At 58.4% G+C, this 14,773-nt stretch carries 14 protein-coding genes; 11 read left to right on the top strand and 3 right to left on the bottom strand.

Features of this window, described 5'->3' with window-relative positions; genetic code table 11:
* Nucleotides 1-90: 90 nt before the first annotated feature.
* The 4 genes from potA to G5367_RS01075 all read left to right on the top strand — a co-directional run bounded on the left by potA (nucleotide 91) and on the right by G5367_RS01075 (nucleotide 3,984).
* The gene (gene potA / locus G5367_RS01060) at nucleotides 91-1,194 is read left to right on the top strand and encodes a spermidine/putrescine ABC transporter ATP-binding protein PotA (RefSeq protein ID WP_203119152.1); all 1,104 of its coding nucleotides are present in this window, start codon (nucleotides 91-93) and stop codon (nucleotides 1,192-1,194) included.
* On the top strand, nucleotides 1,181-2,068 hold the full coding sequence (gene potB, locus G5367_RS01065; protein ID WP_019446371.1) for a spermidine/putrescine ABC transporter permease PotB: 888 nt from the start codon (nucleotides 1,181-1,183) through the stop codon (nucleotides 2,066-2,068). The genes potA and potB overlap by 14 nt, the downstream gene beginning before the upstream one ends.
* On the top strand, nucleotides 2,065-2,835 hold the full coding sequence (potC, locus tag G5367_RS01070) for a spermidine/putrescine ABC transporter permease PotC (RefSeq protein ID WP_005345410.1): 771 nt from the start codon (nucleotides 2,065-2,067) through the stop codon (nucleotides 2,833-2,835). The genes potB and potC overlap by 4 nt, the downstream gene beginning before the upstream one ends.
* An 81-nt stretch (nucleotides 2,836-2,916) precedes the next feature.
* Nucleotides 2,917-3,984, top strand: a complete 1,068-nt coding sequence (locus G5367_RS01075) for an extracellular solute-binding protein (protein WP_421243585.1) — start codon at nucleotides 2,917-2,919, stop codon at nucleotides 3,982-3,984.
* A 215-nt stretch (nucleotides 3,985-4,199) separates the two neighbouring features.
* Here G5367_RS01075 and G5367_RS01080 read toward each other — a convergent pair whose 3' ends face one another.
* Nucleotides 4,200-5,345, bottom strand: coding sequence for a hypothetical protein (locus G5367_RS01080; protein WP_421243586.1), 1,146 nt, complete (start codon nucleotides 5,343-5,345; stop codon nucleotides 4,200-4,202).
* A gap of 466 nt (nucleotides 5,346-5,811) precedes the next feature.
* On the opposite strand from G5367_RS01080, the gene G5367_RS01085 reads away from it, so the two are divergent.
* The 7 genes from G5367_RS01085 to G5367_RS01115 all read left to right on the top strand — a co-directional run bounded on the left by G5367_RS01085 (nucleotide 5,812) and on the right by G5367_RS01115 (nucleotide 12,542).
* Nucleotides 5,812-6,429, top strand: coding sequence for a glutathione S-transferase family protein (locus G5367_RS01085; RefSeq protein ID WP_421243587.1), 618 nt, complete (start codon nucleotides 5,812-5,814; stop codon nucleotides 6,427-6,429).
* Between the two features lie 207 nt (nucleotides 6,430-6,636).
* The gene (rbsD, locus tag G5367_RS01090) at nucleotides 6,637-7,056 is read left to right on the top strand and encodes a D-ribose pyranase (RefSeq protein ID WP_144713133.1); all 420 of its coding nucleotides are present in this window, start codon (nucleotides 6,637-6,639) and stop codon (nucleotides 7,054-7,056) included.
* 35 nt (nucleotides 7,057-7,091) lie between these two features.
* Complete coding sequence (gene rbsA / locus G5367_RS01095) at nucleotides 7,092-8,621, top strand: ribose ABC transporter ATP-binding protein RbsA (protein ID WP_421243588.1); 1,530 nt, start codon at nucleotides 7,092-7,094, stop codon at nucleotides 8,619-8,621.
* On the top strand, nucleotides 8,618-9,586 hold the full coding sequence (rbsC, locus tag G5367_RS01100) for a ribose ABC transporter permease (RefSeq protein ID WP_041207818.1): 969 nt from the start codon (nucleotides 8,618-8,620) through the stop codon (nucleotides 9,584-9,586). Before rbsA ends, rbsC begins: the two co-directional genes overlap by 4 nt.
* Before the next feature lie 35 nt (nucleotides 9,587-9,621).
* On the top strand, nucleotides 9,622-10,497 hold the full coding sequence (gene rbsB, locus G5367_RS01105) for a ribose ABC transporter substrate-binding protein RbsB (protein WP_041207819.1): 876 nt from the start codon (nucleotides 9,622-9,624) through the stop codon (nucleotides 10,495-10,497).
* Between the two features lie 108 nt (nucleotides 10,498-10,605).
* Nucleotides 10,606-11,538, top strand: a complete 933-nt coding sequence (gene rbsK / locus G5367_RS01110) for a ribokinase (RefSeq protein ID WP_320654700.1) — start codon at nucleotides 10,606-10,608, stop codon at nucleotides 11,536-11,538.
* Nucleotides 11,538-12,542 carry a substrate-binding domain-containing protein gene (locus tag G5367_RS01115; RefSeq protein ID WP_421243589.1) on the top strand — a complete coding sequence of 335 codons (1,005 nt, stop codon included), beginning with the start codon at nucleotides 11,538-11,540 and terminating at the stop codon, nucleotides 12,540-12,542. Before rbsK ends, G5367_RS01115 begins: the two co-directional genes overlap by 1 nt.
* Nucleotides 12,543-12,629: 87 nt before the next feature.
* On the opposite strand, the gene G5367_RS01120 is transcribed toward G5367_RS01115, so the two are convergent.
* Together G5367_RS01120 and G5367_RS01125 are read right to left on the bottom strand one after the other, a co-directional pair.
* Nucleotides 12,630-14,279 (bottom strand): diguanylate cyclase domain-containing protein, encoded by a 1,650-nt coding sequence (locus G5367_RS01120; protein WP_421243784.1) that lies wholly within the window; start codon nucleotides 14,277-14,279, stop codon nucleotides 12,630-12,632.
* Complete coding sequence (locus tag G5367_RS01125; RefSeq protein WP_421243590.1) at nucleotides 14,279-14,755, bottom strand: hypothetical protein; 477 nt, start codon at nucleotides 14,753-14,755, stop codon at nucleotides 14,279-14,281. Before G5367_RS01125 ends, G5367_RS01120 begins: the two co-directional genes overlap by 1 nt.
* Nucleotides 14,756-14,773 lie beyond the last annotated feature (18 nt).

The raw sequence follows: 14,773 nt of genomic DNA on the forward strand, positions 1-14,773 counted from the left end.
GGGCCAAAAAGCCTTTAATTTCATGTGTCGGCTGCATAGAATGCGGCCCTCTTTCAACACGATGGCCACTGGCTGGGGTGAGACTGGCGGATGATGAACAATCCACAGGTAATTGTCGCGCTGAACAAGATCAGCAAAAAATACGATGGCAAGGTGATCCTGAGTGACCTTGACCTTGAAATCTATGACGGTGAATTTCTTACCCTGCTGGGCCCTTCCGGCTGTGGCAAGACCACCCTGCTGCGCCTGCTGGCCGGGCTTGAATCGGTCGATGGTGGCACCATCCATCTGGCCGGTGACGAGATCACCCATATCCCCGCCGAACACAGGCACATCAACACCGTGTTCCAGAGCTATGCGCTCTTCCCCCATATGACGGTGTTTGAAAACGTCGCCTTTGGCCTCGAGATGCAGAAAGTACCGGCCAGCGAGATCCGCCAGCGGGTTGAGGAGACCCTCGCCATGGTGCAGCTCACCGAGCTGGCCAACCGCCGCCCGGATCAGCTCTCCGGCGGCCAGCAGCAACGGGTCGCCATCGCCCGCGCCGTGGTCAACAAGCCCCGCCTGCTGCTACTCGACGAATCCCTCTCGGCGCTCGACTACAAGCTGCGCAAGCAGATGCAGAGCGAGCTCAAGGCGCTACAGCGTCGCCTTGGCATCACCTTTGTCTTCGTCACCCATGATCAGGAAGAGGCGCTCACCATGTCTGATCGCATCCTGGTGATGGAGGGCGGCAAGATCATCCAGCGCGGCACCCCGCGCGATATCTACGAATCGCCAGCCAACCTGTTCGTGGCCCGCTTTATCGGCGAGATCAATGTGATGGATGGCAAGCTGATCAGCCAGCGCGAACCCGGTATCTGGCAGGCCGAGGTGGAGGGGCGCGAATGCCTGCTCCATACCACCCTGCCATTCCAGCCAGACGACAAGGTACTGGTGCTGCTGCGCCCGGAAGATCTGCGCATCCTCGATCAGGATGACGATCAGAGCAGTGCGCTGCGGGGCAATATCCGCGAGCGCAACTACAAGGGGGCGACGCTGGATTCGGTGATCGAGCTCGAAAGCGGCAAACAACTGCTTATCTCCGAGTTCTTCGACGAGGATGACCCCGATTTTGACTACCGTCTGGGTCAGGAGGTGGCGATCCACTGGGTTGACAGCTGGGAGGTGGTGCTGCCCTATGAGCCTCACTAATCTGCGGGTAGCGCACAGCTTTGCCCACAATGGCTTTCGCAACGGGGCCATCGCGCTGATCCTGGGCTGGCTGACGCTGTTTGTCTTCCTGCCCAACCTGATGATCATCGGTGTCAGCTTCCTCACGCGCGATGAGTCCGAGCTTATCGCGCCGCTCTTTACCCTGAGCAACTATGGCCGCCTGCTAGACCCCCTCTATTTCGAGGTGCTGCTCCACTCCCTCTGGCTGGCGCTGCTCGCCACCGCCATCTGCTTGCTGGTGGGTTACCCCTTTGCCTGGCTGCTGGCCCATCTGCCAGCGCGTATCCGCCCGCTGCTGCTGTTTCTGGTGGTGGTGCCGTTCTGGACCAACTCCCTGATCCGCACCTATGCGCTGAAAGTGCTGCTCGGCACCCGGGGGCTGATCAATGGCTGGCTGCTGGATCTGGGGCTTATCGAGCGGCCGCTGCAGATGATGTATACCGAGGTGGCCGTCATCATCGGGCTGGTCTATGTGCTGCTCCCCTTTATGGTGCTGCCGCTTTACTCCAGCATCGAGAAGCTGGATGGCCGTTTACTGGAGGCGGCACGGGATCTTGGCGCCAACGGCTGGCAGCGGCTGGTGCGGATCATCTTGCCCCTCACCCTGCCCGGCATCATCGCCGGTTGTCTGCTGGTGTTCCTGCCCGCCATGGGGATGTTCTACGTCTCCGACTTGCTGGGGGGCGCCAAGCACCTGCTGATCGGCAACCTGATCAAGACCCAGTTCCTCAACAGCCGTGACTGGCCCTTTGGCGCCGCCATCAGCGTGATGCTGACGGTGCTGATGGCGCTCTTGGTCTACTGCTACTGGCGGGCAGGCAAGCTATTGAGCAAGAAGGGGGAGCTGGCATGATGCGCGCACTGAAAGCCCTCTTTCTGCTACTGGTGTTTGGCTATCTCTATGTGCCCATCGGGGTGCTGATCGCCAACTCCTTCAACCTGTCGAAATATGGCATCGACTGGCGCGGCTTTACCCTTGGCTGGTATGAGAAGCTGTTTGCCAGCGCAAGCCTGATGCAGGCGGCCCAGCACTCCCTGACCATCGCCGCCCTCACCGCCACCGCAGCGACCCTGATCGGCACCCTCACCGCCGTGGCGCTGTTTCGCTACCGCTTTCGCGGCAAGCAGTACGTCAGCGGCATGCTGTTTGTGGTGATGATGTCCCCCGATATCGTGATGGCCATTTCGCTCTTGACCCTGTTTGTGGCCACCGGCATTGCGCTGGGCTTCTGGTCGCTGCTGATCGCCCACATCACCTTCTGCCTGCCGTTCGTGGTGATCACCGTCTACTCGCGGCTGTGTGGCTTCGATGTGCGGATGCTGGAGGCGGCGCGGGATCTGGGGGCTGGCGAGTGGATCATCCTGCGCCGCATCATACTGCCGCTGGCCCTGCCGGCGGTGATGGCGGGCTGGCTGCTCTCCTTTACCCTGTCGCTGGATGACGTGGTGGTGAGCTCCTTTGTTACCGGCCCGGCGTACGAGATCCTGCCGCTCAAGATCTACTCCATGGTCAAGGTGGGGGTCTCCCCCGAGGTCAACGCCCTGGCCACCCTGATGCTGGTCGCCTCCCTCGGGATGGTGCTGCTGGCGCAACTGTTACTGCGTAAACGGCAGGGTTGACCCTGCCCGTTTCGTCCCCGCCACCTTTGGCGAACTCTGTCACGGTGGGCCGCAAGGCCCCATAACCCCAAGGAGTTGTTGATGACAATCCAACACAAGGCCGGCGCCCTGCTGGCAGCCGCCCTCACCCTCACCACCCCGCTGCTGAGCCAGAGCGCTCACGCGGCCGACGACAAGGTGGTCTACTTCTACAACTGGTCGGAATATGTGCCGGACGGCCTGCTGGAGCAGTTCCAGCAAGAGACCGGTATCAAGGTGATCTACTCCACCTACGAAGCCAACGAGACCCTCTACGCCAAGCTGAAAACCCATGGTGACGGCTATGACGTAGTAGTGCCCAGCACCTACTTCATCTCGAAAATGGCCAAAGAGGGGATGTTGCAGCCGCTGGATCGCGCCCAGCTGCCCAACTTCAAGCATCTCGACTCCACCCTGCTCAACCACGAGTACGACCCGGACAACCGCTACTCCATCCCCTATATCTGGGGCGCAACCGGGATCGGCACCAACACCGACATCATCGAGCAACCGGTTACCAGCTGGAAGCAGCTCTGGGCACCGGAGTGGAAAGAGAGCTTGCTGCTGATGGACGATGCCCGCGAGGTGTTCCATATCGCGCTGGTGCAGCTGGGCTACAGCCCCAACACCCGGGACAAGGCGCAAATTGCCGAAGCGTTCGAATACCTGAAAAAGCTGATGCCCAACGTCAAGGCGTTCAACTCCGACAACCCGGCCGACCCCTTTATCGCCGGTGAGGTCAATATCGGCATGCTGTGGAACGGCTCGGCCTACGGCGCCCAGCGCGAATACCCCTCCATCCAGATGACCTACCCCGAAGAAGGCGCCGTGCTCTGGATGGATAACCTCGCCATCCCGGCCAAGGCCAAGCATGTGAAAGAGGCCCACGCCCTGATCAACTTCCTGATGCGCCCCGATGTAGCCGCCAAGGTGGCCGAGGCGATTGGCTACCCCACCCCGGTCAAAGATGCCATTCCCCTGCTCACCCCAGCGTTTCGCAACAACCCCATGGTCTTCCCGAGCGACGAGATCAAACGCAAGGGGGAGTTCCAGTCCGATGTAGGGGATGCCTCCCGCCTCTACGAGCAGTACTTCCTGCAACTGAAAGCCATGGTGGCCAAGGCGGGTTAAGTGGCGGTTAATCGGCCCTTATGGGCTTAATGGATTAAGGGGGCAATATTTGCCCCCTTCTCTTTTTAGCCATCAGCACCGAGAGGCATGGGAAACTCGGTGTATTTATTTAGAATAAGTGCCGATAATGTCTAAGCCACGAATATCATACTGTTCCTTCTGTAATACTGAAAATCTACTTGCTGAATAATAAATTCTATTTGCCAAAGCGGCCTCTAACTAAAAATATAAAATGAATATATTAAAGATAGAATGAATGGGGTTACCAATCTATTTAATATAATTATTTTGGTGACATACCCGAACACTACTAATCTACGTGGAGACTCGCTGGGATATCTTTTAAAGAAAGCACTTAATATTTTCTTTCTGACCAAAGCAGTTATTACCTTTGATGGAAAAAGGACAATAAAAACTCCTGGCATCGCTTTAGACAAAAAAGATGTTAGATTACTTAACGACTCGGGGAAACAAAATATGCATACCGAAGTAAATGTGACAATATATATTAATAAGGATGATACCATCGTCGATATGGCTTCTTTTTTTGAACTTTCATCAACCATCTTCCCCATGAGAACCTGGTATTTTTCAGGCTCATCTCTCTTTATTTCTTCTAATTTAAAAAGGTTGTTGTTATCAACTTCAGGCATGGGCAGCTGAATTATTATCACCAACCAAGAAAATAGTATGGCTGAAATTGAAACCAATAGCACGAATGCGTTAAAATACTTCGAAGAAGATGGATTTATCGCTATATCATAAATTACATTAATTTGAATAAAAAACGACCCAGCCAATAAGCTAAAAAATAACAACATTAATACCACGACAAACGAAGTCAACAAAAACAATGTAAACCCATGCCAATAAACATGTTTTTCCATAGGTCGATTTGGTAGCCATTCAAAATATCCATCTACAAATCTAAGAGAGTAATACTTTCGTGTTATAGCATCTGGGGATAATTTTTTAATACATTCATTTATCAATGCATTCAAGTAATTTTGATAAGCGCTATAGACAGCAGATATAGGTGAAGTAATCGCAGCTAGTAACAGTAGGAGTTCTTTATACTCGCTCAGATTTTTAAATCCATAACCCAAAAACTCAAATTCAGAATCATTGATGTTTTGAGCGACAAATAATGACACCATCAACAAAGAATATATTAATCCGAGTCTAAAGACTAATTGAGCAATCGCTTTTGACTTAACCGTCAACTCGTTTATATAGTTCTCACCAAAGTATTGATTAAACACTTTATCATCACTAATTAATCTTGAAAAATCTTCAATCTTACGAGATATTGGTGATTTCCATCTAACCTGGCGTAACTTTGTAAGTTCTGTTTCGTTCATATTAAAAAACTTCCTCGGTGATATTTTTATCATTGACATATAAAAACATGATATCAATCAAATAATATTGGCTATCGCACAAATTTCAGCCCCCTGCGTACTGCTTGGCAACCAATTTGAGAAGAGAAATAGCTATCACGTATACCTCGGTAGTTTTTGGAAGGATCAAAACCAGATAAATAGGTTATCAAATGATAACTATCTTAGTGAGTAAAAATTTATCTATCGCGTAAATTTTCCCTGATTTATTCATAGGGTTCTACAAAGTTGAAAGAGAAGGTTAAGGTATGGGCAAACGACAAGTTGGTCAGAAACGATTAATTCTGTACTTTTTCATCACCCCTTAGGGGTGTAGATTGGTCGGGGGCAAGCGTTGCCCCCTCTCTTTTTTCATGACTGCCCGTGGTGCTGTGCGAAGCAATCTTTCGCCGATATCGCGGGTGGCCTGAGCCAATCAGGAGTATTCATGTCCGATCTGACCCTCTTCTTCGCCCCCGGCTCCTGCGCCGTGGCGGTCCAAATCGCACTGCTGGAAACCGGCGCCCCATTTACTGCCCGCCAGCTCAATCTGGCTGCCGGTGAGCAGCGTTCGCCCGAATACCTCGCCATCAACCCCAAAGGGCGGGTGCCTGCCCTTGTCACCGAGCAGGGCACCCTGACCGAGACCCCGGCCCTGCTGCTCTATGTGGCGCAGCGCTTCCCCAATGCCAAACTGGCGCCGCTGGACAACCCGTTCCTGCTGGCCCGCATGCAGGAGGTCAACAGCTTCCTCGCCTCCACTGTGCATGTCTCCCACGCCCACGGTCGCCGTGGCAGCCGCTGGGCCGATGACGAACAGGCCATTGCCGCCATGCAGCAGAAAGTCGCCAGCAATATGCGTGACGGCTTTGCCCAGATTGAGCAGCACTATCTGGCTGGCCCCTGGGTACTGGGTGAGCAGTTCAGCGTGGCGGACATCTATCTGTTCGTGGTCGCGGGCTGGCTGAAAAGCGATGGGGTCGAGATCAGTGAATTCCCCAAAGTGGCCGATCATTATCGCCGGATGCTGAGCCGTCCGGCCGTGAACAAAGCCCTCTCCAACTAAGTAAAAAATCAATAGAAAGGGTGCCGAGGCTCTGCTGGCACCCTTCTTTCTCTCTCCTCCCCCTCCTTTGAGATCGTTTTCACATTTCCGTGGTTTTGCCATGGCTCTTCCATCCTAAAAAGCCTATCTTTGCGCCATAACGCAACCGGTTGCGTAACCGGTTGCCTGATAAGAAACTGCGATGGCGAAAGCCTGATGAGGTGCTGTATGAAACGAGGCGTACTGCTCAATGCTCCCCTGAGTGCTCTGGTGGCACAGATGGGCCACACCGACGAGATCACCGTCTGCGATGCGGGGCTGCCCATTCCGGCAGGGCCGGAGCGGATCGATCTGGCGTTGATGGCGGGCACCCCCAGCCTCGAAACCGTGCTGACTGCCCTGCTCACCGATCTGGTGGTGGAGAAGGTGATCATGGCAACCGAGATCAAGCAGATCAGCCCCGCCGCCCATCAGGCGCTGGTCGATCAGCTCGAGGCCCACGCAGCCGCCCAGGGCAAACCCATCGCCATCGAATACTGCCTGCACGAGGAGTTCAAAACCCGCTCCCGCCAGAGCAAGGCAATCGTGCGCAGCGGCGAGGTGACTCCCTACGCCAACCTGATCCTCTGCGCCGGTGTGGCGTTCTGAATCCTTCAAAGAAGGCCTCTTCAAGGAAGCTGCAAATGAGCACAACCTCCCCCCTCTCCCCCATTCTGGAGCTGACCGGGATCGTCAAGACCTTCCCCGGTGTGCGCGCCCTCGACGAAGCGGGTCTGCGGGTCTATCCGGGCCAGGTGATGGCCCTGCTCGGTGAAAATGGCGCCGGTAAATCCACCCTGATGAAGGTGCTGACCGGCATCTATCAGGCCGATGCGGGCAGCGTCAGCTATCGCGGTCAACCGGTTCACTTCAAGGGGCCGCGCGACTCTCAGGATCAGGGGATCAGCATCATCCACCAGGAGCTGAACCTGCTGCCGGAGTTGTCGATTGCCGCCAACATCTTCCTCGGTCGCGAACCGCGCACCCGTTTTGGCAGCATCGACCACAAACAGCTGCGCGAACGGGCGAGCGGTCTGCTGGCGCGACTTGGCGTCAAGCATGGCCCGGATACCCGGCTCGGGGATCTCTCCATCGGCGAACAGCAGATGGTGGAGATCGCCAAGGCGCTGTCGTTCGATGCCAGCGTCATCATCATGGACGAGCCGACCGATGCGCTGACCGATACCGAGACCGAGCAGCTGTTCAAGGTTATCCGCGAGTTGCGTGAGCAAGGTTGCGGCATCGTCTATATCTCCCACCGCCTCAAGGAGATCTTCGAGATCTGCGATCGGGTCACCGTGCTGCGCGATGGCAAGTGGATTGGCGAGAAGGCGGTGAGCGACCTGGATGAAGACAGGATCATCGAAATGATGGTGGGTCGCCGTCTGGAAGAGCAGTACCCTCGCCTTGAACGCGAACTCGGCCCCGTCAGCCTGCAGGTGAAGGATCTGGCCGGTCCCGGTGTGCGCGGGGTGAGTTTCTCCCTGCGTCAGGGGGAAATTCTGGGCTTTAGCGGCCTGATGGGCTCCGGCCGCACCGAACTGATGAAGCTTATCTACGGCGCCAGCCCCATCAGCGCCGGTGAAGTGGCAGTGGACAGTCATGCTCTGGTGCCCAAAAGCCCAGCCGATGGTCTGGCCGCCGGCATCGCCTATATCTCCGAAGATCGCAAAGGTGATGGGCTGGTGCTGGAGCTGTCGGTGCGCGAAAACATGAGTCTCTGCGCCCTCGACGAGTTCATCAGCAACGGCAAGATCGACGGCAAGGCCGAACGGCAGGCGGTGAGCGACTATGTGCGCCTCTTCAACATCAAGACCCCGAGTCAGGATCAGCTGATAAAACTGCTCTCCGGCGGCAACCAGCAGAAGGTGGCCATCGCCAAGGGGCTGCTGACCCGGCCCAAGGTGCTGATCCTCGACGAGCCGACCCGCGGCGTCGACGTGGGGGCGAAAAAGGAAATTTATCAGCTGATCAACCAGTTCAAGAAAGAGGGGATGAGCATCATTCTGGTCTCCTCCGAGATGCCGGAAGTGCTCGGCATGAGCGATCGCATCATGGTGATGCACGAAGGGCGCATCAGCGCAGAGTTCAACACCCGCGATGCCAATCAGGAGAAGCTGATGGCGGCGGCAGTCGGTAAACAGTGGCAAGCAGAGCAAGAGGCAGCACAATGACAACCCAAACCCTTCCCCGCCGCGGCATCATGAACAAGGCCTGGTGGATCGAGAACAAATCCCTGGTCGCACTGCTGGTGCTGATTGGTGTCGTCTCCGCGCTCAATCCCAACTTCTTCAGCGTCGACAACCTGCTCAACATCCTGCGCCAGACCTCGGTCAACGCCATCATGGCGGTCGGCATGACGCTGGTTATCCTCACCGCCGGTATCGATCTGTCGGTCGGCTCTGTGCTGGCCCTGTGCGGCGCGCTGGCGGCCACTATGGTGGCGATGGAGCTGCCCATCTGGCTGGTGGTGCCCCTCACTCTGGGTGCCGGCGCCCTGCTTGGCGGCGTCAGCGGCCTCATCATTGCCAAGGGCAAGGTGCAAGCCTTTATCGCCACCCTGGTCACCATGACCGCCCTGCGCGGCATCACCATGGTCTATACCGAGGGTCGCCCCATCTCCACCGGTTTCAGTGATGGCGCCGACCACTTCGCCTGGCTCGGTACCGGCTATCTGCTCGGTCTGCCGGTGCCCATCTGGCTGATGGCCATCGTCTTTCTGCTCGCCTGGTTCATGCTCAACCACACCCGCCTCGGTCGCTACATCTACGCGCTGGGCGGCAATGAATCGGCCACCCGTCTCTCAGGCATCAATGTGGATCGGGTGAAGCTGGCGGTGTATGGTCTGTGCGGCGCGCTCTCGGCACTGGCAGGGCTTATCGTCACCTCCCGTCTCTCCTCTGCCCAGCCGACCGCCGGCATGGGTTACGAGCTGGACGCCATCGCCGCCGTGGTACTGGGTGGTACCAGCCTGATGGGTGGCAAGGGCCGCATCATGGGCACCCTGATTGGTGCGCTGATCATCGGCTTCCTGAACAACGCCCTCAACCTGCTCGATGTCAGCTCCTATTACCAGATGATCGCCAAGGCCAGCGTGATCTTGCTTGCCGTGATGGTCGACAACAAAAGTACCCGATAACAACGTAAAACACGCCACACACAAGGAATGAAATGATGAAAAAGCTCAATACCCTGCTCGCTGCCGCCATCATGTCCGTGCTGGGCACCGCCCAGGCTGCTGACCATACCCTGGCGATGGTGGTCTCCACCCTCAATAACCCCTTCTTCGTCACCATGAAGGAGGGTGCCGAAGCCAAAGCCAAGGAGCTTGGCTACGAGCTGGTGGTGCTGGACTCCCAGAATGACCCGGCCAAAGAGCTCTCCAACATGGAAGATCTCACCGTGCGCAAGGTCAACGCCATCCTGATCAACCCGACCGACTCCGAAGCGGTGGGCAACGCCATCCGTCTGGCCAACCGCGCCAACATCCCGGTACTGACTCTGGACCGCGGCGCCGCGCAGGGTGAGGTCAAGGCCCATATCGCCTCCGACAACGTGGCGGGCGGCAAGCTGGCCGGTGACTTCATCACCGAAAAACTGGGTACCGGTGCCAAGGTCATTCAGCTGGAAGGGATTGCCGGCACCTCCGCCGCTCGTGACCGTGGCGAAGGTTTTGCCCTGGCCGTGGCAGCCAACAAGCTGCAGGTGCTGGCTTCCCAGCCGGCCGACTTTGACCGCACCAAGGGTCTGAACGTCATGGAAAACCTACTGGCGGCCCACCCGACCGTTCAAGCTGTGTTCGCCCAGAACGACGAGATGGCGCTGGGTGCCATCCGTGCGGTGCAGGCCGCCGGCAAAGAGGTGATGATCGTCGGCTTCGACGGCACTGACGATGGCAAAGCCGCCGTTGCCAAGGGTAAACTGGCCGCCACCGTGGCCCAGCAACCGGCCCTGATCGGTGCCATCGGTGTCGAGACTGCCGACAAGGTGCTGAAAGGTCAGCCGGTCGAGAAATCCATTCCGGTACCGCTGCAAGTGGTCAGCAAGTAAGTTCTCGAGGGGAGGTTCGCCTCCCCTTTTCCCCTCAATTGCGGTGCCTCCCGGCTTGAGCTCACTCAGTTATTGTGTTCAAGCCAAGATGCATCAGGAGTAGTCAACATGAATCGTCTCGTCGTTCTGGGCAGTGTCAATGCAGACCATGTGCTGCGCGTTCCCCACTTTCCTCGCCCGGGTGAAACCCTGACCGGCCACAGCTATCAGGTGGTGCCCGGTGGCAAGGGGGCTAATCAGGCAGTCGCTGCCGCCCGCCTTGGCGCCCCCGTCTCCTTTATCGCCCGCATCGGTGATGACGCCATCGGCCACCAGATGAAGAGCGGTTTTGCCAAAGACGGTATCGATGTGAGCGCCGTCGAACTCGATCCCAAGCTCCCGACCGGGATCGCCATCATCTATGTGAGCGATGAGGGGGAGAACAGCATAGGTATCTCCGCCGAAGCGAACGGGGCCATCACCCCTGCCGTGGTGAAAAACCACGAAGCGATGATCGCTGACGCCCACACCCTGCTGTTGCAGCTGGAAGTGCCGCTCGAGAGCGTCCACGAAGCTGCACGCCTGGCTCGCGCCCACGGCACCCGGGTGGTGCTCAACCCCGCCCCTGCCCGTCCGCTCTCAAGCGAACTGTTGGCACTGGTCGACCTTATCACCCCCAACCAGACCGAGGCCGAGCTGTTGACCGGCATCAAAGTCACCGACGAAGCGAGCGCCCGCGAGGCGGCTGCCCGTTTCCACCAGATGGGCATTGCGGACGTGATGATCACCCTGGGCGCGCAAGGGGTTTACTGCAGCAACGCCCAGCAACAACAGCTGATCTCGGGCTTTCGGGTCAAGGCGGTGGATACCACTGCCGCGGGCGATACCTTCAACGGCGCCCTGCTGGCGGCGGAACTGGCCGGTGCCGATTTCCACAGCGCGGTTCGCTTTGCCCACGGGGCTGCGGCGCTCTCCGTCACCCGATTCGGCGCCCAGAGTTCTATCCCGAGCAAGCAGGAGGTCGACACCTTCCTGCTTGAGCAGACTGCGCAGGGGCACTGATGGCCAATATCAAGGAGGTGGCGGCGCTGGCGGGGGTGTCGACCACCACCGTCTCCCATGTCATCAACGAGACCCGCTTTGTGGCCGAGGAGACCCGCGAGCGGGTCTTTGCGGCCATGCGTGAGCTCAACTATGCCCCGAGTCTGGTGGCCCGCAGCCTCAAGGTGAAGGAGACCAACAGTATCGGCATGCTGGTCACCACCTCCAGCAACCCCTTCTTTGCCGAGGTGGTGCGCGGGGTTGAGCGTTACTGCTTCGAGCAGGGCTACAACCTGATGCTGGGCAACACCGAGGGGCAAGCCGAGACGGCCCTCTCCTACCTCAAGATGATGCTGCGCAAGCGGGTCGATGGCCTGCTGATCATGTGCAGCGAAGGACAGCAAGAGGTGTTCAACCAGCTCGACTGGCTCAAGAGCCTGCCTGTGGTGGTAATGGATTGGGGGCTGGTCAGCGAGGATGTGGATCTTATCGCCGACAACTCCTTCCACGGCGGTTATCTCGCAACCCGCCATCTGATTGAGCTCGGCCACATCGCCATCGGTTGCATCACTGGCCCCCACAGCCGCGCCCCCGCCAACCAGCGGCAGGCAGGCTTCGAGCAGGCGCTGCAGGAGGCCGGGCTCACTGTCAATCCTGACTGGATCCAGGAGGGGGACTTTGACTGCGCCAGCGGCCATCAGGCGATGACCCGTCTGCTGGCATTACCCGAGCGGCCCACCGCCCTCTTTGTCTGCAACGACATGATGGCGATGGGGGTCATCAGTGCCGCTCATCAGGCGGGTCTGGTGATCCCGCGCGACCTCTCCATTGTCGGATACGACAATGTGGCGCTGGCCGAATTCATGTCGCCGCCGCTCACCACCGTCAATCAGCCCAAAGAGGAGCTGGGGCGCCTCGCCGTCACCCGCCTGCTGGCGCGGATCAACGGCGAAGCGGTGGAGAATCACCTGATCACCGTCGACCCGGACCTGGTGATCAGGCAATCCTGCGCCCCTCGCACCTGACGTTCAGGGGCAATAAACGAAACAAGGCGACCCCGAGGTCGCCTTGTGTCATTTTGTCTCTTGCCAGTGCAATACCGCTTTTTGCCCTCAGGCCAGCGACCGGGTCTCCCTGGCTGCCAGCACTTGCAGTGGCACCAGCCCCAATCGTCTGGCCAGAGGTTGCAATAACCCACCATCTTCATCACCCTGCGGCAGCCAGTAGCGGACAGGCCAGCCAGCTGCCAGCTGCGCCGAGGTGGTGCTGCCAATCTCTCTGAGCGCCAGAGTGCAACCCTGCTGGCGCAATCCCGCCAGCAAGGCACCATCCGGCTGCAGCGTCGGTACCAGCAACACCAGCGGCGTACGGGAAGCCTCCGGCAAATAGGCCTGTAGATGGGTCAGCTGGGCCTGATTGTCGAGCGGGACCAGCAGTGCCCGGCCATCGGCATACTGCGCCTCGTGCGCTTGCAGCACACGGGCCAACACGGGCCCAAGCACACCGCACTCCTGCAGCCAGCGCATGTGGCAAGGCACTCCCTGCTCACGCCACTCAAGCGCCAATTGCCACATCTCGTTGCCCTGTCCGTCCGTCAGCGCCTGCAATGCCACTCGCAGCGGCGCTGGCTCGCGCCCCGCCAACCACTCTCGCAGCTGATGAAGCTGCTGCTGACTCAACTGCAACTGCTGCAGCATGGCGGGCTCAAACCAGCGGATCGCCCCCTCCTGGCTACGCTTGGCCTGGTTGAGGGCCAGGATGGCCTGATCCAGCAACCGGGCGGCATCCTGTTGCTGCGCCTTGGCGACCCCGAGCCGACAGGCCAGATCGAAGCTGCACTCCCGGGTCACGAACTCGAAATGGAGCAGATCCACCAGCTCATGAATGGCGGTTTCCAGCGCATCATTCGCCTTGGTCAGCACCACGGCAAATTCATCTCCGCCGAGCCGGTAAGCGTGGCTGCCATGGGCCTGCTGCAGCTTGTTGGCCACCATCTGCAACAGCCGATCACCGACCTGATAACCCAGCAGATCATTGACCTGCTTGAAGCGCTTGAGATCGAGCACCACCAAAGCGCTCACCTCGCCAGCATGCAGATCGCGAGAGAGCTGCTCCTGCAGGGCACGGCGGTTGCCAAGCTGGGTCAGGGGATCGAGCAAGGCAAGCCGGCGGTTCGCCAGATTGGCGCGAATGAGGGCAGCGACCAGAGCGCCACCGGTCAGTAGCAGGATCAGTTGCCAGATCTGCAGCCAGAACAGGCTGTTGCGGATTTGGCTGACCGAATGCTCCCGCTCCTGGCCGGAGAGGATCTGATCCCCTATCTGTTCGATGAGACGGGTCTGGCTGGCGATCGCCTCCTGCAAGCGGGCAAGCTCAGCCCCCTCGCGCAGCGCACCGGCCTCCATCTGGGGTTCGAGCTGCTTGATCTGCTCGAACAGGGTGGCCAGCACCTTGCCGAGCCCGTGCCGCTGGCGCATCTCGGCGGTCTCGCTACTGATGAGGAAGATGTCGAGCCGGTTCCACAGCAGATCGTAATCGAGGCTCAGGGTCTCCATCGTCACTCTGCCAGCCCGATAGAGCTGCAGCTCGTAGAGGAAACGCTGGGATTCGAGCATCACCTGGCTGATGTTCCAGTGAACATTGCGGTAGAAAGTATCGACCAGCTGCTCCTGCCGATGCTGCAGATAGAGGCTGCTGCCCGACGAGAGCAGAAACAGCAGCGACACCGCAACCAACAGCAGTTTGTGGCGGGACAGCCCCATCAATCGACGATCTCGATGCGGGTCACCTGCCACACCATGCAGTTATGAATGGCAGGCACGTCCAGCTTGGGATAGGTGGTGAACGGGATGAGCAGCCAGAGCGGCCCTTTGTTGCGCCGGGTCAGCGGTTTGCCGTCCTCCTGACGCACCAGGGTCAGCGGCACGCCGTCGAACAGGGCCAGATACACCACCTGCTGATAGCCGTTGAGGGCCGAGACGGCGATCTTGCGAGCATCCGGGATCCCTTGCGCCGCCAGCACGGCTGACAGGGTCGGCCCGCGATAGTGGTGGGCGCCCTGAGTCCAGGGGGTAGTGGTGGTGAATTCGGTCTGTGGCAAGGCGGAGAGAGCCGCCTCATCGAGGTTCACCTGCTGGCCATCTGGCAGTATCAGGGTCATCAGGGGGATGGAGGCCGATGCACTGGCACTGGCCAGCACCAGGAGAAAAAAAGCGATCCATTGCTTGACTGCGGTCATGGTAATTTGCGCCAACTG

This window comes from Aeromonas sp. 604282 (assembly GCF_049170575.1).
GTDB lineage: Bacteria > Pseudomonadota > Gammaproteobacteria > Enterobacterales > Aeromonadaceae > Aeromonas > Aeromonas veronii_A.